Below are 24,156 nucleotides of genomic sequence, written 5' to 3' on the forward strand. Positions count from 1 at the left end.
AGACGACCAGCGATCAGGACAGCGCCGCCGCGAGAGCGGTCCGGGGAACTCGTCCGCAGCGTGGACCGGGAGGGCGCCCGGTCAGGGAACGTCGGAGGGCAGCACGTACCCGCACACCGACAGGCCGGCGACGTCCTGCACCACGAAGACGGCCAGGTCGAACGTCGAGCCGTCCTCCAGGTCGATCGTGAAGGAGATGTAGTCACCGTCGGCGTCGGAGCTCTCGTCGGTGATGTCGCCGTCGACGATGCGCCCGCCCACGAAGGCGTCGAAGTCCGCGCGCAGGGTGGCCGCGTCGACGAACGAGTCCTGGCCCTCCGCGCACAGCGCGTCGAAGGCGGCCTGGTCGTCGTCGATGACGAAGTAGGCGAGCCACGTGACGGCGAACTCCGGGCTGGCCGGGTCGTTGAGCTCGGCGTCCCCCGGGACGGGCGGCGCGCTGGACACCGACGCGCCCCCGCCCACCGGGTTGGACGACGTGCTGGCCGAAGGGGACGGCGAGGCGCTCGTGGTCGGGCTGGACGTCGTGGTCGACGCGGTGGTGGTGTCCGTCCCGCGGGCGGACGTGCTGCCGTCGCCGTTGCCCAGGACCAGCGCCAGGACGACGCCCACGACGACGACCAGCAGCACCACCCCGCCGACGACGAAGGGCAGCGGGTTGCGCCCGCCCGGCCGGCCGCCGCCCGGGGTGCCGGGGCCGTACGGGCCACCGGGTGGCGGCGCGCCGAAGTCAGGCCGGCCGAAGACCGCGGTGCCGTAGGGACCCTGGGCGGCCGGCGGTGGACCGGCGGCGGGCTGACCCCAGCCGCCCTGCGGGGGGACGCCGTGCGGCGGCTGCCCGTACCCGGGCTGCGCGGGGGCGCCGGGTGGCTGCTGCCCGTACGGCGGCTGGGCCGGCGCGCCGTACGGCGGCTGGGCCGGCGTGCCGTACGACGGCTGGGCCGGCGTGCCGTACGACGGCTGGGCCGGCGTGCCGTACGGCGGCTGGGCCGGCGTGGCGTGGGGCTGATGGGCCGGCGTGGCGTGGGGCTGATGGCCGTACGGGCTCGGTGCGGGCGCGGCGCCGGAGGGAGCCTGCGGAGAGGCGCCGTAGGGCGGCTGCGCCGGCGCGCCGTAGGGCGGTTGGGCGCCGTGGGGCGGCTGGGCCGGCGCGCCGTACGCGGGCGGCGGGGCGCCCCACGCCGGGGCACCGGTCGGCGTGGTGGGCCCGGGCGTGTCCGCCCGGGCCTGCGGCGGGGCGGTCGGGCCGGGCGGTGCCGGCGGCAGCTGCACCTCGCGGGTGCGGTCCTCACCGTCGTCCGGGGTGCTCCACGGGTCAGCGGGCGGCTGGGTCATGGGTGCTCCTCGTTCGGGGGGCGCACCCGGGAGGAGCGCCCCGTGAGGCTACTGACCGCCACGGCGTCCGGGGGGACGACGCGACGAGAACTCCCTCGCACGGGGTCGTCAGTCGGTGAGGAAGGCGCCGGGCTCGTCGACCACGTGCAGCCACACCGGGGCCCCGGCCACCTTCACCTCGGCGGCGGACAGGCCGCGGCGGTAGGCGCCCACGCCGTCCCAGCGGGTGACCACCGCCCACAGCGACGGGTCGTCGACGGCACGGCCGGACTCGCCGCCCAGGAACCCGGGGCGCCCGGCGAGGGCGGCGAGCAGCTCGGTGACCTGCGCGGCCAGCTCGTCGGCGCCCCCGTCGGGCACCCGCAGCCTCAGCACGGCGAACACGGTCCACCCTCCTCGACGGGGACCACCGCCGGGTGCGACGACGACGTCCCTGGTGCCACGATGGTGCCATGCACCCCGACCCGCCGGCCGCCGCCCGGGTGGGCCCGGCGGCCGACGTGCAGGCCGCCGCCGAGCTGCTCGGTGCGCTGTCGGCTCCGCTGCGGCTGTCCATCATCACGCTGCTGGACGAGCACGGCTCCCGCTGCGTGCACCAGCTCGTCGAGGCCCTGGGCGCTCCGCAGCCGCTGGTCTCCCAGCACCTGCGGGTGCTCCGCGGCGCCTCGCTGGTGGTCGGCGAGCGCCGCCGCCGCGAGGTGCACTACCGGCTGGTCGACGCTCACGTGGGGGCGATCGTCCGCGCCGCCGTCGACCACGCCCGGCACGCGGTCACCGACCCCGCGGCGCCCGCCAGGGCCGGGGACGCCGCACCCGGTGCGACGGCCGCCCCCCTCCCGGCAGCGGGCTGAGGCGGGCGCCACCGCGGGCCGCCGGCTCAGGCGCTGCCGAAGCGACGCTGCCGGGAGGCGTACTCCTCGCAGGCCTGCCACAGGTGGCGGCGGTCGAAGTCGGGCCACAGCGTGTCCAGGAAGACCAGCTCGGCGTAGGCCGACTGCCAGACCAGGAAGTTGCTGGTGCGGTTCTCCCCCGAGCTGCGCACGAACAGGTCGACGTCGGGCATGTCCGGCTCGTCGAGGAACCGGGCGACCGTGGACTCGTCGACCTTGTCCGGCCGCAGCCGGCCGGCGGCCACCTCGCGCGCGATCGCCGCGGCCGCGTCGGCGATCTCGGCCCGGCCGCCGTAGTTGACGCACATCGTCAACGTGAGGACGCCGTTGTCGCGGGTGAGCTCCTCGGCGACCTCCAGCTCCTTGATCACCGAGCCCCACAGCCGGGGGCGCCGGCCGGCCCAGCGGACCCGCACCCCGAGCTCGTGCATCTCGTCGCGGCGGCGGCGGATCACGTCGCGGTTGAAGCCCATCAGGAAGCGCACCTCCTCGGGGCTGCGCTTCCAGTTCTCGGTGGAGAAGGCGTAGGCGCTGATCGCGCCGATGCCGAGCTCGATGGCGCCCTCCACGCAGTCGAACAGCGAGGACTCCCCCGCGGTGTGCCCGGCGGTGCGGGGCAGCCCGCGCTGCTTGGCCCAGCGGCCGTTGCCGTCCATCACGATGGCCACGTGCCCGGGCACCTTGTCGGCCGGGATGGCCGGGGGACGCGCGCCGGAGGGGTGCGGGGACGGTGCCCGGACGGGGCGGTTCACGAGGGCTCCCCGGCGAGCTGGGCCGCGCCGACCAGCCGGTGCACGTCGGGCAGCGCCACCGGCGCCGGCGCCCCGGGCTCGCTGCGGTCGACCAGCGCCAGCGAGCGCAGGCTGCGCTCCAGGTGCCACTGCAGCAGGGCCGCCACCAGGCCGCTGGCCTCGCGGCGGTTGGTGCCCTGGCTGGCCTCGGCCAGCGCCCAGTCGCCGGTCAGCAGCGCCTCCAGCAGGCCCACGGTCACCGGGGAGGGCATCGCCGAGCCGGTGGGCCGGCAGGACGGGCAGACGATGCCACCGCCGGGCACCGAGAAGTGCCGGTGCGGGCCGGGCTCGGCGCAGCGGGCGCAGTCGGTGAGCGCCGGTTCCCAGCCGGCCACCGACATGGCCCGCAGCAGGAAGGCGTCCAGCACCAGACCGGGCGGGTGGGTCTGCTCGGCGAGGCTGCGCAGCGCGCCGATGACCAGCAGGAACAGCCGCAGCTGCGGCTCCTTCTCCTCACCGGCCAGCCGGTCGGCGGTCTCGAGCACCGCGGTGCCCGCGGTGTAGGCGCGGTAGTCGCCGACCACGGCGGGGCCGTAGGAGCGGATCGACTCGGCCTGGTTGACGATGTCCAGGTTGCGGCCGGTGTAGAGCTGCAGGTCGACGTGGCTGAACGGCTCGAGCCGGGCACCGAACTTGCTCTTGGTGCGGCGCACGCCCTTGGCGACGGCCCGGACCTTGCCCGTGCGCCGGGTGAGCACGGTGATGATCCGGTCGGCCTCGCCGAGCTTCTGCACCCGGAGCACGACGCCCTCGTCGCGGTACAGCGACTGCGGGACGCCGCTCACGAGCCGGCCCCGGCCGGGACACGGGACATCAGTAGCCCAGCCGCTGGAGCTTCTTGGGGTCGTCCTGCCACTCCCCCAGCACCGTGACGTGCAGGTCCAGGTGCACCCGGGAGCCGAGCAGCACCTCCAGGCCGACCCGCGCCTCGCTGCCGATCGCCTTGATCGTCTCCCCGCCCTTCCCGAGCAGCATCGGCTTCTGGCTGGCCCGCTCACAGTGCAGCGACGCGTGCACGGTCACCAGGTCCCTGCCGGGGTTGCGGGTGTCGGGGCGGCGGGTGATCTCCTCGACGGTCACCGCCAGCGAGTGCGGCACCTCCTGGCGCACCTTCTCCAGGGCGGCCTCGCGGACCAGCTCGGCGATCTGCCGCTCGGTGTCCTCGTCGGTGGTCTGCTCCTGCGGGTAGAGCGGCGGCCCCTCGGGCAGCATGCCGATCAGCAGCCGCTCCAGCAGCTCCACCTGCTCACCGGACACCGCGCTCACCGGCACGATCTCGGCGGCGTCGACGAGCTGGCTGGCGGCGATCAGCTGCTGGGTGATCGCCTTCTTGCCGGCCGCGTCGGTCTTGGTGACCACGGTGACCACCGGGGTGCTGATCTCCTTCAGCTGGCGGGCGATGAACGCGTCACCGGCACCCACCGGCTGGTCGGCCGGGATGCAGAACACGATCACGTCGACCTCGGACAGGGTGTCCCGGACGACGTCGTTGAGCCGCTGGCCGAGCAGGCTCTTCGGCTTGTGCAGGCCGGGGGTGTCCACCAGCACCAGCTGGCCGCCGGGGCGGTGCACCACCCCGCGGATGGCGTGCCGGGTGGTCTGCGGCCGGTTGCTGACGATGCCGACCTTCTCCCCCACCAGGGCGTTGGTCAGCGTCGTCTTGCCGGCGTTGGGGCGGCCGACCAGACAGGCGAAGCCACTGCGGTACGGGGTGTCTGCCGGCGAGGTCACCGGGCCAGTCTCCCACCGACCGCCGACGTCCCCGCCCGCGCCGCCGGTGGCGTCCGTGCCGGCCGGGCCGGGCGGGCGTCCCGGGCGGTGGGCGGCGGCCGAAGTGAGAGGTGGCACCCGGTGCCAGGCCGGCACGGTCCTGCCGATGTGGCCACCGGACCCGACCACACCGGCGTCCGCCGGGAACAAGGGAGAAGGAGTCGTGATGAGACGCCGTACCGCATCCCAGCAGCACCTCGAGCCGCCTCGGGCGACCGGACCGGCCATCGAGGTCACCGACCACCGCGTGCAGGAGCTGGAGTCCGAGCGGGACGCGCTGCGCGCCGAGCTCGCGCAGCTGACCGAGCGCTTCACGCTCACCTCGGCGGCGAGCCGGGTGGCGCTCTGGGACTCGACCGTGGTCGGCGGCGAGGTCGGGCACCCGGACAACGTCGTCTGGTACTCCCCGCAGATGGCCCAGGCGCTGGGCTTCGCCGACGAGCGCGACCTGCCCGCGACGATGGAGAGCTTCACCTCGCGCATCCACCCCGACGACGCCGACGGTCTGTGGGCCGCGATCGGCGCGCACCTGGCCGACCGCAGCGGCCGCACCCCCTACCACCACGAGGCCCGCATGCGGATGCGGGACGGCAGCCACCGCTGGTTCGCCCTGTCCGGCCTCGCCGCCCGGGACGCGCACGGCGTGCCGCGACGCATCGCCGGGGGCATGCGCGACGTGCACGAGGCCCGGGTGCTCGCCGAGACCGCCGAGCAGCGTCTCGGTGCGCTCACCAGCGGGTCCAGCCAGCTGGCCGGGGTGAGCAGGAACCTGTCGCAGGCGGTCGCCCTGGCCGTGGCACGGGCGGCCTCGGCGGCCGCGACGATCACCGCCCTGGACGCCAGCAGCACCGAGATCGGTGCCGTGGTCAAGCTGATCACCGGCATCGCGTCGCAGACCAACCTGCTCGCCCTCAACGCGACCATCGAGGCGGCCCGCGCCGGGGACGCCGGCCGCGGGTTCGCCGTGGTGGCCAACGAGGTCAAGGAGCTGGCCAACGAGACGGGCCGGGCCACCGGCAGCATCGGGGAGCAGGTGTCGATGATCCGCGAGCAGACCCGGGAGGCGGTGCAGGCCATCAAGGAGATCGAGGCCGCGGTCGCCACCCTGTCCTCCGCGCAGCAGTCCATCGACGAGCTGGTGGGCGCCCAGCGCACCCCCGCCACCTGACCCGGCGTCCGCGACCGGGCCCCTGGGCGGGGCTGGGACGATGGGCGCATGGCCCGACGACGCAGGCGTGACACCGACGAGCCGCCGGCGGTGCGCGCGGCGCTGCAGCGTGAACAGCACCGCACCCAGACGACGTCCTACGGGTACTTCGCCCGGCTCGGGCCCAAGCGCTCGGTCACGGTCACCCCGCCGCCGCTGCGGTACTGGCAGTACGTCGCGGCCAGCCCAGGACTGGTCCTGCTGACCGTGCTCGCGGTGGCCGCCTGGCTGGGCTTCCTCGGCTGGCGGGACGGCTCGGCCGCGCTGGTCGAGGAGCTGCCGCTGGCCCTGGGGCTCGGTGTGCTGGTGCTGGTGCTCGCCACCGGCCGGCTGACCGTCTCCGACCACGCGGTCTCCACCGACGTCGCCGGGGTGCGGCAGACCTCACCGTTCGGCGTCGTCGCCCTGGTGCTGGTGGAGGACGTCGTGCCGGGCCCGCCGCCGGCCGGCTGGCCGCGGCCCAGGCGGCGCGGCGGCTGGTGGCCCGGGCGCAGCCGGGTGTCGGTCCGGCACCTCGACGACGACGGCGTGACCGACCGCTGCTTCACCGTGTGGGTGCGCTCGCCGGAGGACTTCGCCGACGCCCTCGGGCGGCCGCTGGACTGAGCGGTTCAGCCGACGGTGCGGCGCAGCGTGCCGTCCGGCCCGGCCAGGTGCACGGGGGCGGCCACTGTCAGGTCGTGCACCGCGGCCAGGCCGGCGGGCTCGACGTCGTCGGCCGTGGAGACGACGGCGGCCGCCTCCAGACCCGCCACCCCGCTGCTCACCGCGGCCGCCACCGCGGCCTGCAGCGCGGACAGCTGCAGCGAGGGCAGCGTCACCGTCGCGGCCAGGTAGGTGCGGCCGTCGGTGTCCCGGACGGCAGCCCCCTCGGCGGCACCGGTGCGGCCCCGCGCGGAGCGGGCCAGCGTGACGAGCTTGAGGTCCTCGGGGTGCAGGTCGGCGGTGTCCACGCCGGTCAGCCTTCCAGAGCGGCCGGCTGCGTCCCGCGGGCGTGCGCCCCGTGCGCGGTGACCGCGGGCTCCGGCGCCTCCTGCTGGTGGGTCGCCGTCGAGGCAGCCTCGGGCTGCTCGACGGCCGGCTCCGGCTCGGCGGCCGGCACGTGCTCGGCGGCCGGCTCGGGCTCGACGGCCGGTACGTGCTCGGCGGCCGGTACGTGCTCGGCGGCCGGTACGTGCTCGGCGGCCGGTACGTGCTCGGCGGCCGGCCCGGACCGGGCGGCCGGCTCGGCGGCCTGCTGTTCGCGCTCCGCGGCCCGCTGCTCGCGCTCGGCCGCGCGCTCCCGCTCGGCCGCCCGCTCCCGGCGCTTCTCCCGCTTGCGCTCCTTCTCCCGTTCCCGCTCGGCGTCCCGGTCGGACTCGGGCTCGCCGTCCTCCTCGGGCTCCTCCTCGTCGGCGACCCGGCTGACCAGCAGCGTGTCGATCCGGTTGCGCCGCCCGCCGGAGCTCTCCGCCACCAGGTGCAGCGGCCCGACATCGGCGGCCGCGCCCTCGATCGGCACCCGGCCCAGCGCCCGGGCCAGCAGCCCCCCGGCGGTCTCGACGTCGTCGTCCTCGGGCAGGTCGACGCGGAACAGGTGGGCCAGGTCCTCCACCGACATGCGCGCGGTGACCCGCATCGAGCCGTCGGGCAGCTCCTCGACCGGCGGGCGTTCCCGGGTGTCGTGCTCGTCGGCGATCTCACCCACGATCTCCTCGAGGATGTCCTCGATGGTGACCAGGCCGGCGAAGCCGCCGTACTCGTCGACGACGACCGCCATGTGGATGCGCCGGGCCTGCATGTCCCGCAGCAGGACGTCGACCGGCTTGGACTCCGGGATGAACGTGGGCGGGCGCATCAGCTCCTCCACGCGCGGGCCGTTGCGGCCCTCGGCCGAGTTCTGCGACCGGCGCACGAGGTCTTTGAGGTACACCACCCCGACGACGTCGTCGACGTTCTCCCCGATCACCGGGATGCGGCTGAAACCGCTGCGCAGCGCCAGCGCGAGCGCCTGGCCCAGCGACTTGGTCTGCTCGATCCAGACGACGTCGGTGCGCGGCACCATGACCTCGCGGGCGATCGTGTCGCCCAGGTCGAACACGGAGTGGATCATGTTGCGCTCGCCGGACTCCACGACGCCGCGCTCCTCGGCCATGTCCACCAGCTCGCGCAGCTCGACCTCGGTGGAGAACGGCCCGTCCCGGAAACCGCGGCCCGGGGTGATCGCGTTGCCGACCAGGATGAGCAGCGTGGCGACCGGGCCCAACAGCCGCCCGAGCAGCCGGGTGAAGCCGGCGGTCGCCAGCGCCACGCCGTAGGCGTGCTGCCGGCCCAGGGTGCGCGGGCCGACGCCGACCAGCACGTAGCTGACCACCGTCATGACGCCCGCGGCCAGCGCGATGCCGGCCGTCAGCGGGGCCGCGAGCTCGACCGCCACCACGGTGGCGAGCACCGCCGCGGTCATCTCGCACAGCGTGCGGAGCAGGAGCAGCAGGGCGACGTGCCGGGCCCGGTCCTCGACCACCTGGGCCAGGGCGTCGGACCGCTTCGTGCCCTCCCGGCGCATCTCCTCCACGCGGGCCTTGGAGACGCGCTGGAGGGCGGCGTCCATCGCGGCGAAGAGGCCGGCGACGGGGACGAGGCAGACGGCGATGACCAGGAGGACCACCGCGGTGGAGCTCATCGCCGTCCTGGCTCCTGTCCGCCGGCGGGCGGGCCGTCCCCGGTCGTGCCGGTGACCGGCTCGCCGGTGACCTGGTCGCGCGGGGTGGAGCGGAAGCTGTCCAGCAGCTGCTGCTGCAGGCCGAACATCTCCTTCTCCTCCTCGGGCTCCATGTGGTCGTAGCCGAGCAGGTGCAGCACGCCGTGGGTGGCGAGCAGCAGCAGCTCGTCGTCCATCGAGTGGCCGGCCGCGCGGGCCTGCCGGATCGCCACCGACGGGCAGAGCACCACGTCGCCGAGCAGCGCCGGCCCGGGTTCGGGGTCGTCGGGCCGGGCGGTGTCAAGCTCGTCCATCGGGAAGGCGAGCACGTCGGTGGGGCCCTTCTCGCCCATCCACCGCTCGTGCAGGCTGGCCATGTACTCGCCGTCGACGCAGAGCACCGACAGCTCGGCCAGCGGGTTCACGTCCATCTCACCGAGCACGAAGCGGCAGATGCCGGCCAGCGCCGTCTCGTCGACGGCGATCTCGGACTCGTTGGCGACTTCGACGGCCACGCCGGTCAGCTCCCCTGCTGACGACGGGGGCGCTTCACGACGGGGTTGCGCACCTGCGGGCCGGTGGCCGGGTGCGCCTGCTTGCCGCTGTCCCAGCGCTCGTAGGCGTCGACGATGTCCCCCACCAGCCGGTGCCGGACGACGTCGGAGCTGGTGAGCAGGGAGAAGTGCACGTCGTTGATGCCGTCGAGGATGTCGCGGACCACCCGCAGGCCGCTCTGCGCGCCGCCGGGCAGGTCGACCTGGGTGACGTCACCGGTGACCACGATCTTGGACCCGAAGCCGAGCCGGGTGAGGAACATCTTCATCTGCTCGGCGGTGGTGTTCTGCGCCTCGTCGAGAATGACAAATGCATCATTCAGAGTTCTGCCACGCATATATGCCAATGGCGCGACTTCAATTGTTCCGGATTGCATCAATCGCGGGATGGACTCCGGGTCGACCATGTCGTGCAGCGCGTCGTACAGCGGCCGCAGGTAGGGGTCGATCTTCTCGCTCAGCGTGCCCGGCAGGTAGCCCAGCCGCTCTCCGGCCTCGACCGCCGGGCGGGTGAGGATGATCCGGTTGACCTGCTTGGTCTGCAGCGCCTGCACCGCCTTGGCCATCGCCAGGTAGGTCTTGCCGGTGCCGGCCGGGCCGATGCCGAAGACGATGGTGTGCGTGTCGATGGCGTCGACGTAGTGCTTCTGGTTCAGCGTCTTGGGCCGGATGGTGCGCCCGCGGCGGCTGATGATGTCCAGGCTCAGCACGTCGGCCGGGCGCTCGCTGCCGCCGGTCTTGAGCATGCCGACGACGCGGCGCACCGAGTCCGGGCGCAGGGCCTGACCGGTGCCGAGCAGGGCGATCAGCTCGTCGAACACCCGGACGGCGAAGGCGTTGTCCCCCGGCTGGCCGGTCACCGAGATCTCGTTGCCGCGCACGTGCACGTCGGCGTCCAGCTCGGTCTCGATCAGGCGCAGCAGCTCGTCGCCGGAGCCGAGCAGGGCGACCATGGAGACGGACTCGGGGACGGTGATGGTGGCGCGGACGGCGGCGGTGCGGCCGTCCGCGGGAGCGGGCACCGCGGCCGGGCCAGCTGCGTCGAGGCCGACGGCTCGCGCCGACGCCTCACGGGACGCGCTGGCGCCGGGTGGGGTGGTGCCTGGGGCGGTGTCGGGCAAGAACCCTCGACCCTGCCTTCCTGCGACGGGGCTGTGACCCGGGCGAGTCTACGCGCGACCGTGGCCGGCCGGTGCGCTCGTCCCGGAGACCGCCGGAGGTGACCTCAGCCGGGCGGCCAGCCGAGGTCCCGGCCACCCAGGACGTGCAGGTGCAGGTGGTGCACCGACTGGCCCGCGGCCGGGCCGGTGTTGGCCACCAGCCGGTAGCCGGGCTCCGGGCCGTCGGCGCTGGCCAGCCCCTCGGCGACGGCGACCGCGTGCGCGGCGGCCACGACCTCGGCCATCAGCGCCGGGTCCGCGCCCACGAGCGCGCCCGCCGTCGCGTGGTGGTCCTTGGGCACCACCAACACGTGCGTGGGCGCCTGCGGGGCGATGTCGCGGAAGGCGAGGGTGCGCTCGGTCTCGTGCACGGCGTCGACCGGGATCTCCCCGGCGACCATGCGGCAGAACAGGCAGTCGGTCACGTCGGGAGACGATAGGGCGTGCAACCTGCACGCACGGGCCCGGCGGGCGGCGACCCCTCGCCTGCGCGGAGGATCGGCTGCGGTCCCCAGCGCCGGGACCGCCCCCCCGTCGACCGAGGAGATCGTCGATGAGCCCGTCCAGGACGCCGTAGTGCCCCGCCCCCGCGCCGCCCGGTCGGGCGGCCCCGAGCACGCCCGCACCGCCATCGGCCGTCCCGCCCCCCGCCGCCCCGGCCCCGGCCCCGGCCGCCCCACCTTCGGCCGCCGCGGCTTCCTCACCGGCAGCGCCCTGGCCATGGCCGCCGCGCTCGCCGGCTGCGGCGACCGGCGCTCGCCGGTCGGCCCGGCCCCCTCCGGCGCGCTGTCCGTCGGCGCGATCCCGGACCAGGACCCGGAGGTGCTCGCCCGGCTCTACGGCACGGTCGCCGACGCGATGTCCGCGGCCCTGGACCTGGAGGTCGTGTACCGGCCGGTCACCGACTACGCCGCCGCGGTGTCGCTGTTCCGCACCGGCGACCTGGACCTGGTCTGGTTCGGCGGCCTGACCGGCGTGCAGGCCCGGCTGCAGACCCCCGGCGCCGTGCCGGTCGCCCAGCGCGACGTCGACGCCGCCTTCCACTCCGTGTTCGTGGTCGACGCCGCGACCGGGCTCGCCCCGGCCGACGACCTGCGCGCCCTGGCGCCGCTGCGCTTCACCTACGGCAGCGAGACGTCGACGTCGGGCCGGCTGATGCCGGCGTGGTTCCTGCGCCGGGCCGGCGTCGACCCGCAGGGCTTCCCGGGCGGGCCCGGCTTCTCCGGCTCGCACGACGCGACCCTGGCCCTGGTCGGCTCGGGCAGCTACCAGGCCGGCGTGCTCAACGAGCAGGTGTGGGCTGCGCGGACCGCGGACGGGAGCGTCGCCCCATCGGTGGTGGAGTACGCCCGGACCCCGGCGTACCACGACTACCACTGGCTGCTGGGGCCCGCGGCCGTGGACCGCCTCGGCGCCGACCTGCCCGACCGGGTGCGCTCCTGGCTGCTGGGCCTGCCGCCCGGCGACGAGGTGCTGGAGCTCTTCGGCGCCGGGTCGTTCCTGCCCACCGACGCCTCGGCCTACGACCAGATCGAGGCGATCGGCCGCGAGCTGGGGCTGATCACCTGAGCGCGGCCCTGGAGCTGCGCGGGGTCGCGGTGCGGTACGGCCCGAGCACCGCCCTGGACGGCGTGGACCTGACCGTGCGGGCCGGTGAGCGGGTGGCGGTGGTCGGGGCCTCCGGTGCCGGCAAGTCCACGCTGCTCGCGGTGGCCAACGGCACGGTCGCGGCGTCGTCGGGGTCGGTGCGGGTGCTGGGCGCCGACCCCGCGGCGCTGCGCGGCCGGGAGCTGCGCCGGCTGCGCGCCCGGGTGGGCACTGTGCACCAGCACCTGCAGCTGGTCGGCCCGCTGCGGGTGGTGCACAACGTCAACGCCGGCCGGCTGGGCAGCTGGTCCGGGCCGCGGGCGGCGTGGTCGCTGCTGCACCCGCAGGGCGTGGCCGAGGTGGCCGAGGCGCTGGACCGGGTGGGGCTGGCGGGGCGGCTGCACGAGCGCACCGACCGGCTGTCGGGTGGCCAGCAGCAGCGGGTGGCGCTGGCCCGGCTGCTGGTGCAGCGCCCGGAGCTGGTGCTGGCCGACGAGCCGGCCTCGGCGCTGGACCCGGCGCTGGCCGACACCGCGCTGACCCTGCTGGCCGGTCTGGCCGGCGAGCGCGGCGGCGCGCTGCTGGCCTGCCTGCACGACCCGGCCCTGGCGCTGCGGCACTGCGACCGGGTGGTCGGGCTGGTCGGCGGCCGGGTCGTGCTGGACGCCCCGGCCGGCACGCTCACCGTCGCGGGGCTGGAGTCCTTCTTCGGGGTGCACCGGTGACCACGGTGCTGGAGCGCCCACCCGTGCTGCGGCCGGCACGGGACCGGGCGCGGCTGCTGTGCGGGCTGGGCGCCGGCGCGCTGCTGCTGTGGTCGCTGGCCGGCAGCGGTGTGCTCGGCGGTCCGGTGCTCAACCCGGCCGGGGTCGGCCAGCTCACCCGGTTCGCCGCCGGCGCGCTGCACCCCGACCTCTCCGGCGAGCTGCTCGGGGTGCTGGCCCGGGCCACCCTGGTGACCGTCGCCTACGCGGTGCTCGGTGCCGGGCTGGCCGTGGCGCTCGGTGCGCTGGGCGCCGTGGCCGCCGCCCGCACCACCTGGGGACGGCGGCGGGCCGGGTGGGTGGCGGTGCGCGGCGCGCTGGCCGTGCCCCGCGGCCTGCACGAGGCGGTGTGGGGGCTGCTGCTCGTCGGCGTGCTGGGCCTGGACCCGTGGGTCGGCGTCCTGGCGATCGGCGTGCCGTACGGGGCGGTGACCGCCCGGGTGTTCGCCGACCTGCTCGACGAGGCGCCGCACGGCGGGTACGAGGCGCTGCGCGCGGCGGGCGCCGGGGCCGGGGTCGCCGTCCTGTACGGGCTGGTGCCGGAGGCCTCGGGCGGGATGCTGTCCTACGCCTTCTACCGGCTGGAGTGCGCGGTGCGCTCGGCCGTGGTGCTGGGCCTCATCGGTGCCGGCGGGCTGGGGCAGGAGCTGGCGCTGTCGTTCACCTCGCTGCGCTGGGAGCAGGTGTGGTCGGCCGTCTACGCCCTGGCCGCGCTCTGCCTGCTGGCCGACGTCGCCGGCCGGGCGGTGCGCCGCCGGGTCGCCGCGCCGCCGCCCCGGGCCACCGGCCGCCGCGACCCGGTGCTCACCGGCGCCGTGCTGGCCACGGCGGCGCTGGCGCTGTGGTCGGCCTGGTTCCTGGCGCTGCGCCCGGCGACGTTGGTCGACGGGCGCACCCTGGACCAGCTGGGCACGCTGCTGCGCGCCGCCTGGCCGCCGGCCGGCGACGGGCCGCTGCTGAGCGAGATCGCCGTCCGGGCGGTGGAGACGGTGCAGATGTCGGTGCTGGCGATCGCGGTGGCCGTCGCGGGGTCACTGGTGCTGGCCGGTGTCGCGGCCCGGGCACCGCGCGGCACGGGCGCCGTCCGGTGGGCCGCCGGTGCCGCGGTGCGCGCCGGGCTGCTGCTGCTGCGCGCGGTGCCGGCGCCGGTCTGGGCGCTGGTGTTCGTCTTCGTGCTGCTGCCCGGCCCGCTGCCCGGCGCGCTGGCGCTCGGCGTGCACACCCTCGGCGTGCTGGGCCGGCTGAGCGCCGAGGCAGTGGAGGAGCTGGACCCGCGGCCGGTCGCCGCGCTCACCGCGCTCGGCGCGGCCCCGCTGGGCCGCTGGCTGTACGGGGTGCTGCCCGGGGTGGCCCGGCCGGCGACGGCGTTCGCCCTGTACCGCTGGGAGGTGGCGCTGCGGGACACGGTGCTCGTCGGCCTGCTGGGCGCCGGCGGGCTGGGCGTGCTGCTCAGCGCGCGGCTGGCCGCCTTCGACTGGCCCGCGGTGGCCACCGTGCTGGCCGCGACGGTGCTGCTCACCCTCGCCGTCGACCTGGTCGGCGCCCGCGTCCGCGCCGTCCTGCGCTGACCGCGCCCGGGCGGGTCAGGCCCAGCGGGTGCGGGCGCTCAGCGCGGCGAGGGCGGCGGCGCCGGCGGTGGAGGTGCGCAGCACCTCCGGGCCCAGCCGGACCGGGGTCGCCCCGGCCGCCCGGAAGGCCACGACCTCGCCGTCGGTGAGCCCACCCTCCGGGCCCACGACCACGACGACGGTGCCGGAGGTCGGCAGCGCGAGCCCGGCCAGCGGGGTGCGGGCCTGCTCGTGCAGCACCACGGCCAGGTCGACGTCGGCCAGCACGCCGCACACCTGCCGGGTGGTCATCGGCTCGGTCACCTCGGGCACCCGCGGACGCCGGGACTGCTTGGTGGCCGCGCGGGCGGCGGCCCGCCACTTCCCCACGCCGCGGGCGACCCGGTCCTCGGTCCACCGCGTCACGCAGCGCGCCGCCTGCCAGGGCACCACGCGGTCCACGCCCAGCTCGGTGGCCAGCTCCACCGCCAGCTGCCCGCGGTCGCCCTTGGGCAGCGCCTGGACCAGCACGAACTCCGGGTCCGGCGCCTCCAGCTCGTGCCGGGTGAGCACCCGCACCTGCAGCCGGCCCGGGGCGGTGGACACGACCTCGCACTCGGCGAGCACGCCGTCGCCGTCGCCGACCCGCACCCGCTCGCCGGCACCGAGCCGCAGCACGTCGACGGCGTGCTTGCCCTCGGGGCCGGCGACGGTGATCAGGTCGGTGTCGGGCACCTCGTCCAGCAGGAACAGCGGCGTCCCGTCCGGTGCGGGGCCGGGGTCGGCGGCGGACACCGGGCTCAGCGGCCGTTGAAGGCGTCGCGGACCCGGGAGAACAGCCCGCCCTGCGCCTCCCGGTGCGAGTCGGCCCGGTCCTCCCCGCGCAGCGCGGCGAACTCGCGGAGCAGCCGCTCCTGCTCCTCGTCCAGGCGGGTGGGCGTCTGCACGTCGACGTGCACCACCAGGTTGCCCCGGCCGGTGCCGCGCAGCCGGGGCGCGCCGTGCGCCCGCAGCGTGATCAGGCTGCCGGCCTGGGTGCCGGGCTTGACGTCGATCTCCTCGTCGCCGTCCAGGGTCTTCAGGTTCAGCGTGGTGCCCAGCGCGGCGGAGCTCATCGGCAGCGTGACCCGGCAGTGCAGGTCCTCGCCGTCGCGGGTGAACACGTCGTGCGGGCGCTCGTGCACCTCGATGTAGAGGTCGCCGGCCGGGCCGCCGCCGGGGCCGACCTCGCCGTGCCCGGTGAGCCGGATGCGCATGCCGTCCTCGACCCCGGCCGGGATCTTCACCGGGATGGTGCGCCGCGCGCGGACCCGGCCGTCACCGCCGCACTGCGAGCACGGCTCCGGGATGACCTGGCCGGTGCCGGTGCAGGTCGGGCAGGGCCGGCTGGCCACGACCTGGCCGAGGAAGGAGCGCTGCACGCTCTGCACCTCACCGCGGCCGTTGCAGGTGGTGCACGTGGTCGGGTGGGTGCCCGCGGCGGTGCCGGCGCCGGCGCACAGGTCGCACAGCACGGCGGTGTCCACGGTGATGTCGCTCGTCGTCCCGAAGACGGTCTCGTCGAGGTCGAGGTCCAGGCGCAGCAGGGCGTCGCCCCCGGCCCGGGTGCGGCTGCGCGGGCCGCGCGCCGCGCCACCGGCACCACCGAAGAAGGCGTCCATGATGTCGCCGAGGCCACCGAAGCCGGCCGCGCCGCCGCCGAACGGGCTGCCCCCACCCCCGCCGGTCTCGTACGGGTCGCCACCGAGGTCGACGATCCGGCGCTTGTCCGGGTCGGTCAGGCACTCGTAGGCGCGGCTGACCTCCTGGAAGCGCTCCTTGGCCTCGGGCGCGGGGTTCACGTCCGGGTGCAGGTCGCGCGCCAGCTTGCGGTAGGCGCGCTTGATGTCGGCGTCGGTCGCTCCCTGGGAGAGACCGAGCACGCCGTAGTAGTCGGTTGGCACGTGGTTCTCGCCCCTCAGCTCTCGGCCAGCAACTGGCCGACGTAGCGGGCCACGGCTCGTACCGCGGCCATGTTCCCTGCGTAGTCCATGCGGGTGGGCCCGACGACACCGAGCCCACCGAGTGCCCGGTCGCCCGAGCCGTAGCCCACCGACACCACCGAGGCGCCGGTCAGGGCCTCGTGCGCGTTCTCCTCGCCGATGCTCACGAAGACCGTGCTGGGGTCCACCTCGCCGATCAGGCGCAGCACGATGACCTGCTCCTCCAGCGCCTCCAGCAGCGGGCGGACCGTGCCCGGGAAGTCCAGGGCGCTGCCGCGGGTCAGGTTGGCCGTGCCACCGACGACCAGCCGGTCCTCGCCGGGCTCGACGAGCGTCTCGACCAGCGTGGCGCCCACCGTGGCCACCAGCGCGCGCAGGTGCGGGGGCGCGTTCTCGACCAGGTCGGGCACCGTGGAGCTGGCCTCGGCCAGCTTCGCCCCGACGAAGGCCGAGTTCAGCAGGGTGCGCAGCTCCGCGACCGCCTCGGCACCCACCTCGGCCGGGCACTCCACCACGCGCTGCTCGACCCGGCCGGTGTCGGTGATCAGCACGACCAGCAACCGGTGCGGGCCCAGGTGCACCAGCTCCAGGTGCCGGACGGCGCTGCGCGACAGCGTCGGGTACTGGACGACGGCGACCTGGCGGGTCAGCTGGGCCAGCAGCCGCACGCTGCGCCCGAGCACGTCGTGCAGGTCGACCGCGCCGTCCAGGAACTTCTCGATCGCGCGGCGCTCGGCCACCGACAGCGGCTTGACCGCCGACAGCCGGTCGACGAAGAAGCGGTAGCCCTTGTCGGTGGGCACCCGCCCGGCGCTGGTGTGCGGCTGGGTGATGTACCCCTCCTCCTCCAGCACCGCCATGTCGTTGCGGATGGTGGCCGGGGAGACGCCGAGGTCGTGCCGGGCGGCCAGGGCCTTGCTGCCGACCGGGTCGTTGGTGGAGACGTAGTCCTGGACGATGGCACGCAGGACCTGGAGACGGCGGTCGTCGTGTGCCACTCCTGACACCTCCCGTACCGGTCGACGTGCGTGCGGGGCGGCCGTCCGGGCCGGCGGCCACGGGCGGGCCATCCGGGGCGGACCCCTCGGAGACTGGCACTCCGCAGGGCAGAGTGCCAGCCCAGCATACGACCGGACCGCTCCGGCGCGCTGTGGCGCGCGGCACCGGCCCACCCCCGGGGACCACCCCGACCGCGCCGCCGCCGGCCTCTCGACGGCCACTAGGGTGGGGTCCCTACCGTGACCCCAGACGCGGGGACCCGGGCTGGACGCGGAGGTCGGTCCCTGATCTTCAAGGCGGTTCGAGACGGGCGCCCCTACCCCGACCACGGCTTCTCCACCAAGGACTGGGCTCTGATCCCGCCCCGGCAGGTCCGGCTGGACACCATGACCACCACCAAGCGCGAGCTGGCCCTGGACGCGCTGCTGGCCGACGACTCGACCTTCTACGGCGACCTGTTCCCGCACGCGGTGCAGTGGCACGGCGAGCTCTACCTGGAGGACGGGCTGCACCGCGCGCTGCGGGCCGCGCTGCAGCAGCGCAACGTGATCCACGTGCGGGTGCTCGACCTCGACGCCCTCATGCCGCCCACGCCCGTCGGGTAGCCGCCAGCCGCGGCGGAAACCCCGTTGCGACGCAGCCGGGGGCCGTGCGGGACTGGGCGGGTGGACGGCTTCGACCCCCTGGCCAGCTTCGGCGAGCAGACCGCCGCCACCTACGACGACGCGCTGCGCGGGGACGAGCAGCAGACCGTCGACTGCCTGCAGCGGTGGGCCCGCGGTGGCCCGGCCCTGGAGCTGGCCGTCGGCACCGGCCGGATCGGGCTGCCGCTGGCCGCCCGGGGCGTGCCGGTGGACGGCATCGAGCAGTCGGCGGCGATGATCGCCCGGCTGCGCGCCAAGCCGGGCGGGGACCGGCTCACCGTCGCGCACGGGGACATGGCGACCGAGCGGCTGCCCGGGCGCTACCGGCTGGTCTACCTGGTCTACAACACGCTCTACAACCTGCTCACCCAGGACGGTCAGGTGCGGTGCTTCGAGAACGCCGCCGCCCACCTCACCGAGGACGGCGTCTTCCTGGTCGAGGCGCAGGTGCCCGCGTTCCTCTACCGGCTGCGCGAGGACCAGTACGTGGACGCCGAGGCCGTCGGCCTGTCCTCGGTCACCCTGGACGTCGGCCGGTTCGACCCGGCCACCCAGCTGCTCGACGAGTGCCACGTCACCCTGGGCGCCGGCGGTGTCCGGGTGGCACCGATCGTCACCCGCTACGTGTGGCCCAGCGAGATGGACCTGATGGCGCGGATCGCCGGGCTGCGGCTGGTGCAGCGCTCGGCGGGCTGGGCGGGCGAGCCGTTCGACGGCCGCAGCACCCGGCACGTGTCGGTCTACGGGCGCTGAGGCCGGGTCACAGCCAGCCCTTGTCCTCGGCCACCCGCGCCGCCTCCACCCGGGTGCGGGCGCCGGTCTTGCCGATCGCGTTGGACAGGTAGTTGCGCACCGTGCCCTCGGACAGGTAGAGCGACCGGGCGATGTCTGCCACGGTGGCACCGTCGGCGGCGGCCCGCAGCACGTCGGCCTCCCGGGTGGACAGCGGCGTCGCCCCCATGGCCAGCGCGGCGGCGGCCAGGTCGCGGTCGATGACCCGCTCGCCGGCCACCACCTTGCGGATGGCCACCGCCAGCTCGGCGACCGGGGAGTCCTTCACCAGGAACCCGGCGGCACCGACCTCCATGGCCCGGCGCAGGAAGCCCGGGCGCCCGAACGTGGTGAGGACGACGACACGGCAGTCCGGCAGTGCCGCGGTGAGCTCGCGGGCGGCCTCGATGCCGTCCCCGCCGGGCATCTCGATGTCCAGCAGGGCGACGTCGGGCAGGCAGGTGCGGGCGGCGGGCACCACCTCGTCCCCGCGGCCGACCTCGCAGACGACCGAGATGTCGTCCTCCAGGTCCAGCAGGGTGCGCAGCGCCCCGCGCACCATCGCCTGGTCCTCGGCCAGCAGCACCCGGATCACCGGGCGGCCCCGCTCGGCGCCGCGGCGGCCACCGGTGCCGCCTCCGGCACCGGCACCCGCGCGGTCAGCCGGAAGCCGCCGCCGGGCGCCGGCGAGGTCGCCAGGCTGCCGCGCAGCGCCTCGACCCGCTCGCGCAGGCCCCGCAGCCCCGACCCGGCCTCCCGGGTGGGCCCGCAGCCGTCGTCGTCCACGACCAGCTCGACGGCGTCCGCGGCCCGGGAGAGCCGGACGGTGACCCGCCGGGCGCCGCTGTGCCGCAGCACGTTGGTGGTGGCCTCGCGCACCACCCAGCCCAGGGCGACGTCGACCTCGGCGGGCAGCTGGGGCAACCGGGCCGGGACGTCGGTGGCGATGCCCGCACCGGACAGCGCCGACCGGGCCTCGGCCAGCGACTGCGCGACGCTCACCTGCCGGTAGCCGCTGACCGCCTCGCGCACCTCGGTGAGCGCCTGGCGGGCGACCTGCTCCACGTCGGCCATCTCGCGCAGCGAGGCCGCCGGGTCACGCTCGCCGAGCCGGCGGGCCAGCTCGCTCTTCAGCACGATCAGCGACAGGCTGTGCCCGAGCAGGTCGTGCAGGTCGCGGGAGAAGCGCAACCGCTCCTCGGCGATGGCGGTGCGTGCCAGCTCCTCCCGGGCCGCCCGCAGCTCGCCGTTGACCTGGACCAGGTAGCGGGTGCCGCGCATGGCGAAGCCGGTCAGCACCGCGATGCCGGGCAGGAACAGCAGCCCGATGCCCTCGGCGCCGGCGGACAGCAGCACCCAGGCACTGACCACGGAGCACACCCCGGTCACCCACCACGCCGTCCGGTTGGGCAGCACCATCGCGGCGGCCACGCTGACGTAGATGCACAGCCCGGTCCAGTTGATCCCGAAGCCGACCGCCAGCGACGAGCCGAGGACGGCGACCGCCCAGACGCCCAGCTCCTGCAGCCACGCCGGCGTCATCGGGCCGCCGTCGGCGATGTCGGCCAGCGGGCCGGTCCAGCTGATCACGTAGGCGGCGACGAAGGCCAGCAGACCCACGCCGCCCAGCGCCACGGCCCAGCCGGGACGGGGCGTGGACACGAGGTCCTCGACCGGGAACCACAGGAAGAACAACCACGGTGCCGCCCACCCGAAGCGGCGCAGCCAGGCGATCACGTGCCGACCGTAGCCACTGCGGGCCTCACCCGGACACCGCGAACAGCGGCCGCCGCCGGGACACCAGCCCGGCCAGCGCGGCGAACAGCACCGCGGCGGCGGCCAGCAGCAGCACGGCGCCGGCACCGGGGACGCCGTCGGCGGCCGCCCCGCGGCCCAGCTCGCCGTACCAGTAGGAGGGCAGCAGGTGGGCCACCGAGCGCAGCACCGGCGGGAACAGCTCGGCCGGGAACCACAGCCCGCCGAGCGCGGCGAGCACCACGCCGAGGATGCCGATGGCCGCACCGGCGGCCTGCTCGTCCAGCGCCAGGCCCAGCAGCAGACCCAGCGCCACGAACGGCGCGGCACCGGCCCACATGACCCCGACCAGCACCACCCAGGTGCCCAGCGGCAGCTGCACGCCGTTGACGAACCGCCCGACCAGGGCCACGACGAGCACGCTGGGCAGCGCCAGCAGCATGCCGACGGCGATGTCCACCCCGACGATGCGCGCGGTGGGCACCGGGGTGACCCGCAGTTGGCGCAGCCACCCGGAGTGCCGGTCGAAGGCCAGCCGCACCGTCGCGCCCAGGGCGGCGCCGATCGCGCCGTAGGCCATCATCGAGACCATGTAGTCGGTGGCGTACCGCTGGAAGTCGGCCCGGTCCTGCGCGGTGCCGCCGGCCGCCTGTCCACCGAACACCTGGGTGAAGAAGACGGTGAACGCGGCCGGCAGCAGCACGCTGAACAGCACGAACTGCCAGTTGCGCAGCACCCGGCGGAGCTGGAAGACGAGCAGGTCGGTCATCGGGGGTCCCCTGCGGTGGCGGTGGGGGTGGCGGTGGTGACGGCGGCTGCGGTCAGGCTGACGAAGGCGTCCTCCAGGCTGGCCCCGCGCACCTCCAGGTCCGGCAGCCGGTCGTGCCGGGCGAGCAGTGCCCGCAGCGTGGTCTCCGGGTCGGCGGTGCGCAGGGTGACGCTGGTGCCGTGCCACTGCTCGTCGGTCACCGCGGGCAGCCCGCCGAACCGGGTGGCGGGGTCGGCGGTGAACCGGATGGTGCGCCCGGACGCCGAGGCCTTGACCTGGGCTGCGGAGCCGTCGGCGACCACCCGGCCGCCGGCGACGACGACCACCCGGTCGGCGACGGCGTCGGCCTCCTCCAGGTGGTGGGTGGCGAACACGACGGTGTGCCCGCGGGCGGCGAGCTCGCGCATCGTCGTCCAGAAGCTGCGGCGGGACTCGACGTCCATGGCCGCGGTGGGCTCGTCCAGCACGAGCAGTGGTGGGGTGCCGGCCAGGGCCAGGGCCAGCATCACGCGCTGCCGCTGACCGCCGGAGAGCTGGTCGACGCGGCGGTCGACCAGCCCGGCGACGTCGGTCACCACCAGCAGGTCCTCGGCCGGCCACGGGCTCGGGAACGACCTCCGCACCAGCCGCACCACCTCACCGACCCGCGCCTGGGACGGCAGCCCGCCGTGCTGGAGCATGACGCCCACGCAGCCGGCCTCGACGGCCTCGCGGGGGCGCCGGCCGAGCACCCGGACCTGCCCGGCGCTGGGCGGCACCAGGCCGAGGACGGCGTTCACCGTGGAGCTCTTGCCGGCGCCGTTCGGGCCGAGCAGGGCGACGGTCTCACCGGCGGCGAGCTCCAGGTCCAGGTCGTGCACGGCGGTCACGTCGCCGTAGCGGACGGTCAGGCCGGTGATCTCCAGTGCCGGTGCGGTCATGGTCCGAGCCTCGCGGGCGGGCGTGCCCGCCGACCAGTGCGAGACGTCGTCGGCCGCGTCTGACGTCTGTCACGCGCGCCGGCGGGCGTCGTCCCCAGGTGGTGCGCGGGCCGGGCGTCGCGTCGTCCCCGGCACCTACGATCGCGGCATGCCCGTGCCGGGGACCGTCGCCGTCCCGACCCCCTCCGTCCCGTCGCCCACCGGCGCCGGGACGGACGCGGCACTGGAGGTGCTGCGCCGGGTCTTCGGCTACGACGCCTTCCGCGGCGACCAGCGCGCGGTGGTCGACCACGTGGTCGCCGGCGGGGACGCCCTGGTGCTGATGCCCACCGGCGGCGGGAAGTCGCTGTGCTACCAGGTCCCGGCACTGGTGCGCGAGGGCGTCGGGGTGGTCGTCTCACCGCTGATCGCCCTGATGCAGGACCAGGTCGACGCGCTGCGGGCGCTCGGTGTGCGGGCCGGCTTCCTCAACTCCAGCCAGGACCGTGAGGCGCGCCGGGAGGTCGAGCAGGCGTTCCTGTCCGGCGATCTGGACCTGCTCTACGTGGCGCCGGAGTCCCTGGGCGGCGGCTCGTCACCGACCGTGCGGCTGCTCGAGCGGGGCCGGATCGCGCTGTTCGCCATCGACGAGGCGCACTGCGTGGCCCAGTGGGGGCACGACTTCCGGCCGGACTACCTGACCCTGTCGATGCTGCACGAGCGCTGGCCCGACGTGCCCCGGGTGGCGCTGACCGCCACCGCCACCAGCGCCACGCACGCCGAGATCGCCAGCCGGCTGAAGCTGGAGGACGCCCGGCACTTCGTCGCCAGCTTCGACCGGCCGAACATCCAGTACCGGATCGCGCCGAAGAACGAGCCACGCAAGCAGCTGCTGGACCTGCTGCGCACCGAGCACCCCGGGGACGCCGGCATCGTCTACTGCCTGTCCCGCGCGTCGGTGGACAAGACCGCCGAGTTCCTGGTGCGCAGCGGCATCCCCGCCCTGCCGTACCACGCCGGTCTCGACCAGGGCACCCGCGCGACCAACCAGTCCCGGTTCCTGCGCGAGGACGGCCTGGTGATGGTGGCGACGATCGCGTTCGGCATGGGCATCGACAAGCCCGACGTCCGCTTCGTGGCCCACCTGGACCTGCCGAAGTCGGTGGAGGGCTACTACCAGGAGACCGGCCGCGCCGGCCGCGACGGGCTGCCGTCGACGGCGTGGCTGGCCTACGGCCTGCAGGACGTCGTGCAGCAGCGCAAGATGATCGACTCCTCCGAGGGCGACCTCGCGCACCGGCGCGGGCTGGCCGCGCACCTGGACGCGATGCTGGCGCTCTGCGAGACGGTCGAGTGCCGGCGGGTGCGACTGCTGGCCTACTTCGGGCAGGACAGCGGGCCGTGCGGCAACTGCGACACCTGCCTCACCCCGCCGGAGAGCTGGGACGGCACGATCCCGGCGCAGAAGCTGCTGTCCACGGTGCTGCGGTTGCAGCGCGAGCGGGGCCAGTCCTTCGGCGCGGGGCAGTCGATCGACATCCTGCTCGGCCGGCGCACCGAGAAGGTGGCCCAGCACGCCCACGACGAGCTGACCACCTTCGGCATCGGCACCGACCTGTCGGAGTCGCAGTGGCGCGGCGTCGTCCGGGCGCTGCTGGCTCAGGGGCTGCTGACCGTGCAGGGCGAGTACGGCACGCTGGTGCTCAACGAGGCCAGCGGCACCGTGCTGCGCCGGGAGCGCACGGTGCTGATGCGCCGTGAGCCGGAGCGGCCGGCGCGCTCCTCGGGCCGCAGCCCGCGGGGCGACCGGGCAGCGGCGCCCGAGCTGCCGCCGGAGGCGTCCGCGGCGTTCGAGCGGCTGCGGGCCTGGCGGGGCGCCACGGCCAAGGAGCAGGGCATCCCGGCCTACGTCGTCTTCCACGACGCCACGCTGCGGCAGATCGCCACCGAGGCCCCGGCCGACCTGGCCGCGCTGGGCACGATCAGCGGCGTCGGGGCGGCCAAGCTGGAGAAGTTCGGGCCGCAGGTGCTGGACGCCCTGCACGAGTGATG

General features: G+C 75.6%; 26 protein-coding genes. 9 read left to right on the forward strand and 17 right to left on the reverse strand.

Annotation, left to right across the window (positions count from 1 at the left end; translation table 11 throughout):
- Positions 1 to 81: 81 nt before the first annotated feature.
- Together G1H19_RS06390 and G1H19_RS06395 are read right to left on the reverse strand one after the other, a co-directional pair.
- Positions 82 to 1,335 (reverse strand): hypothetical protein, encoded by a 1,254-nt coding sequence (locus tag G1H19_RS06390; RefSeq protein ID WP_162392617.1) that lies wholly within the window; start codon positions 1,333 to 1,335, stop codon positions 82 to 84.
- A gap of 108 nt (positions 1,336 to 1,443) precedes the next feature.
- Positions 1,444 to 1,719, reverse strand: coding sequence for an antibiotic biosynthesis monooxygenase family protein (locus tag G1H19_RS06395; RefSeq protein ID WP_162392618.1), 276 nt, complete (start codon positions 1,717 to 1,719; stop codon positions 1,444 to 1,446).
- Between the two features lie 68 nt (positions 1,720 to 1,787).
- On the opposite strand from G1H19_RS06395, the gene G1H19_RS06400 reads away from it, so the two are divergent.
- Positions 1,788 to 2,186 carry an ArsR/SmtB family transcription factor gene (locus G1H19_RS06400; protein ID WP_152728491.1) on the forward strand — a complete coding sequence of 133 codons (399 nt, stop codon included), beginning with the start codon at positions 1,788 to 1,790 and terminating at the stop codon, positions 2,184 to 2,186.
- Between the two features lie 26 nt (positions 2,187 to 2,212).
- On the opposite strand, the gene G1H19_RS06405 is transcribed toward G1H19_RS06400, so the two are convergent.
- Genes G1H19_RS06405 through era form a run of 3 tightly spaced genes read right to left on the reverse strand, consistent with a single transcriptional unit; the run spans position 2,213 to position 4,747 of the window.
- Positions 2,213 to 2,977 (reverse strand): isoprenyl transferase, encoded by a 765-nt coding sequence (locus G1H19_RS06405; RefSeq protein WP_162392619.1) that lies wholly within the window; start codon positions 2,975 to 2,977, stop codon positions 2,213 to 2,215.
- Positions 2,974 to 3,801 carry a DNA repair protein RecO gene (recO, locus tag G1H19_RS06410; protein ID WP_162392620.1) on the reverse strand — a complete coding sequence of 276 codons (828 nt, stop codon included), beginning with the start codon at positions 3,799 to 3,801 and terminating at the stop codon, positions 2,974 to 2,976. Before recO ends, G1H19_RS06405 begins: the two co-directional genes overlap by 4 nt.
- Before the next feature lie 28 nt (positions 3,802 to 3,829).
- Positions 3,830 to 4,747, reverse strand: a complete 918-nt coding sequence (gene era / locus G1H19_RS06415; protein ID WP_162392621.1) for a GTPase Era — start codon at positions 4,745 to 4,747, stop codon at positions 3,830 to 3,832.
- A 205-nt stretch (positions 4,748 to 4,952) separates the two neighbouring features.
- Here era and G1H19_RS24855 point away from each other — a divergent pair, with 205 nt between their 5' ends.
- Together G1H19_RS24855 and G1H19_RS06425 are read left to right on the forward strand one after the other, a co-directional pair.
- Positions 4,953 to 5,954: a methyl-accepting chemotaxis protein gene (locus G1H19_RS24855; protein WP_162392622.1), complete on the forward strand. Its 1,002-nt coding sequence runs from the start codon at positions 4,953 to 4,955 to the stop codon at positions 5,952 to 5,954.
- Between the two features lie 48 nt (positions 5,955 to 6,002).
- Entirely contained in the window at positions 6,003 to 6,599 is a 597-nt protein-coding gene (locus G1H19_RS06425) for a hypothetical protein (protein ID WP_152728487.1), read from the forward strand.
- 5 nt (positions 6,600 to 6,604) lie between these two features.
- On the opposite strand, the gene G1H19_RS06430 is transcribed toward G1H19_RS06425, so the two are convergent.
- The 5 genes from G1H19_RS06430 to G1H19_RS06450 all read right to left on the reverse strand — a co-directional run bounded on the left by G1H19_RS06430 (position 6,605) and on the right by G1H19_RS06450 (position 10,812).
- A complete protein-coding gene (locus G1H19_RS06430) occupies positions 6,605 to 6,946 on the reverse strand; it encodes a cytidine deaminase (protein ID WP_162392623.1) in 342 nt (113 codons plus the stop codon).
- A gap of 5 nt (positions 6,947 to 6,951) precedes the next feature.
- Positions 6,952 to 8,655, reverse strand: a complete 1,704-nt coding sequence (locus G1H19_RS06435; protein WP_174278020.1) for a hemolysin family protein — start codon at positions 8,653 to 8,655, stop codon at positions 6,952 to 6,954.
- Positions 8,652 to 9,188, reverse strand: a complete 537-nt coding sequence (gene ybeY, locus G1H19_RS06440; protein WP_162392624.1) for an rRNA maturation RNase YbeY — start codon at positions 9,186 to 9,188, stop codon at positions 8,652 to 8,654. Before ybeY ends, G1H19_RS06435 begins: the two co-directional genes overlap by 4 nt.
- Before the next feature lie 5 nt (positions 9,189 to 9,193).
- The gene (locus tag G1H19_RS06445) at positions 9,194 to 10,249 is read right to left on the reverse strand and encodes a PhoH family protein (RefSeq protein WP_235928022.1); all 1,056 of its coding nucleotides are present in this window, start codon (positions 10,247 to 10,249) and stop codon (positions 9,194 to 9,196) included.
- Between the two features lie 203 nt (positions 10,250 to 10,452).
- Complete coding sequence (locus G1H19_RS06450) at positions 10,453 to 10,812, reverse strand: HIT domain-containing protein (RefSeq protein WP_174278021.1); 360 nt, start codon at positions 10,810 to 10,812, stop codon at positions 10,453 to 10,455.
- A gap of 151 nt (positions 10,813 to 10,963) precedes the next feature.
- Here G1H19_RS06450 and G1H19_RS06455 point away from each other — a divergent pair, with 151 nt between their 5' ends.
- From G1H19_RS06455 to G1H19_RS06465, 3 genes are read left to right on the forward strand one after another with little or no spacing between them, the layout of a single operon-like run.
- Positions 10,964 to 11,956 carry a putative selenate ABC transporter substrate-binding protein gene (locus G1H19_RS06455; RefSeq protein ID WP_235928023.1) on the forward strand — a complete coding sequence of 331 codons (993 nt, stop codon included), beginning with the start codon at positions 10,964 to 10,966 and terminating at the stop codon, positions 11,954 to 11,956.
- Between the two features lie 29 nt (positions 11,957 to 11,985).
- The gene (locus G1H19_RS06460) at positions 11,986 to 12,699 is read left to right on the forward strand and encodes a phosphonate ABC transporter ATP-binding protein (RefSeq protein WP_235928024.1); all 714 of its coding nucleotides are present in this window, start codon (positions 11,986 to 11,988) and stop codon (positions 12,697 to 12,699) included.
- Positions 12,696 to 14,306 carry a PhnE/PtxC family ABC transporter permease gene (locus G1H19_RS06465; RefSeq protein WP_162392625.1) on the forward strand — a complete coding sequence of 537 codons (1,611 nt, stop codon included), beginning with the start codon at positions 12,696 to 12,698 and terminating at the stop codon, positions 14,304 to 14,306. The genes G1H19_RS06460 and G1H19_RS06465 overlap by 4 nt, the downstream gene beginning before the upstream one ends.
- 15 nt (positions 14,307 to 14,321) lie before the next feature.
- Here the strand turns inward: G1H19_RS06465 and G1H19_RS06470 are convergent, their stop codons facing one another.
- From G1H19_RS06470 to hrcA, 3 genes are read right to left on the reverse strand one after another with little or no spacing between them, the layout of a single operon-like run.
- On the reverse strand, positions 14,322 to 15,080 hold the full coding sequence (locus tag G1H19_RS06470; protein ID WP_202925840.1) for a 16S rRNA (uracil(1498)-N(3))-methyltransferase: 759 nt from the start codon (positions 15,078 to 15,080) through the stop codon (positions 14,322 to 14,324).
- A 5-nt stretch (positions 15,081 to 15,085) separates the two neighbouring features.
- Positions 15,086 to 16,228 (reverse strand): molecular chaperone DnaJ, encoded by a 1,143-nt coding sequence (dnaJ, locus tag G1H19_RS06475; protein WP_162392626.1) that lies wholly within the window; start codon positions 16,226 to 16,228, stop codon positions 15,086 to 15,088.
- Positions 16,229 to 16,242: 14 nt separating this feature from the next.
- Complete coding sequence (hrcA, locus tag G1H19_RS06480) at positions 16,243 to 17,265, reverse strand: heat-inducible transcriptional repressor HrcA (RefSeq protein WP_235928025.1); 1,023 nt, start codon at positions 17,263 to 17,265, stop codon at positions 16,243 to 16,245.
- A 240-nt stretch (positions 17,266 to 17,505) separates the two neighbouring features.
- On the opposite strand from hrcA, the gene G1H19_RS06485 reads away from it, so the two are divergent.
- Both G1H19_RS06485 and G1H19_RS06490 read left to right on the forward strand, forming a co-directional pair.
- Complete coding sequence (locus tag G1H19_RS06485) at positions 17,506 to 17,871, forward strand: type II toxin-antitoxin system VapB family antitoxin (RefSeq protein ID WP_456071367.1); 366 nt, start codon at positions 17,506 to 17,508, stop codon at positions 17,869 to 17,871.
- Between the two features lie 60 nt (positions 17,872 to 17,931).
- Entirely contained in the window at positions 17,932 to 18,663 is a 732-nt protein-coding gene (locus G1H19_RS06490) for a class I SAM-dependent DNA methyltransferase (RefSeq protein WP_162392627.1), read from the forward strand.
- A 7-nt stretch (positions 18,664 to 18,670) separates the two neighbouring features.
- Here the strand turns inward: G1H19_RS06490 and G1H19_RS06495 are convergent, their stop codons facing one another.
- The 4 genes from G1H19_RS06495 to G1H19_RS06510 are packed head-to-tail and all read right to left on the reverse strand — an operon-like array spanning position 18,671 to position 22,125.
- Positions 18,671 to 19,276 (reverse strand): response regulator transcription factor, encoded by a 606-nt coding sequence (locus G1H19_RS06495; protein ID WP_162392628.1) that lies wholly within the window; start codon positions 19,274 to 19,276, stop codon positions 18,671 to 18,673.
- Complete coding sequence (locus tag G1H19_RS06500; RefSeq protein WP_162392629.1) at positions 19,273 to 20,418, reverse strand: sensor histidine kinase; 1,146 nt, start codon at positions 20,416 to 20,418, stop codon at positions 19,273 to 19,275. Before G1H19_RS06500 ends, G1H19_RS06495 begins: the two co-directional genes overlap by 4 nt.
- A gap of 25 nt (positions 20,419 to 20,443) precedes the next feature.
- Positions 20,444 to 21,205, reverse strand: coding sequence for an ABC transporter permease (locus G1H19_RS06505; RefSeq protein WP_152728476.1), 762 nt, complete (start codon positions 21,203 to 21,205; stop codon positions 20,444 to 20,446).
- Positions 21,202 to 22,125, reverse strand: coding sequence for an ABC transporter ATP-binding protein (locus G1H19_RS06510; protein ID WP_152728474.1), 924 nt, complete (start codon positions 22,123 to 22,125; stop codon positions 21,202 to 21,204). Before G1H19_RS06510 ends, G1H19_RS06505 begins: the two co-directional genes overlap by 4 nt.
- A gap of 148 nt (positions 22,126 to 22,273) precedes the next feature.
- Here G1H19_RS06510 and recQ point away from each other — a divergent pair, with 148 nt between their 5' ends.
- Positions 22,274 to 24,154, forward strand: coding sequence for a DNA helicase RecQ (recQ, locus tag G1H19_RS06515; protein ID WP_152728472.1), 1,881 nt, complete (start codon positions 22,274 to 22,276; stop codon positions 24,152 to 24,154).
- The last annotated feature ends 2 nt before the right edge of the window (positions 24,155 to 24,156 follow it).

The organism is Goekera deserti, from assembly GCF_010685995.1.
GTDB classification, from domain to species: domain Bacteria; phylum Actinomycetota; class Actinomycetes; order Mycobacteriales; family Geodermatophilaceae; genus Goekera; species Goekera deserti.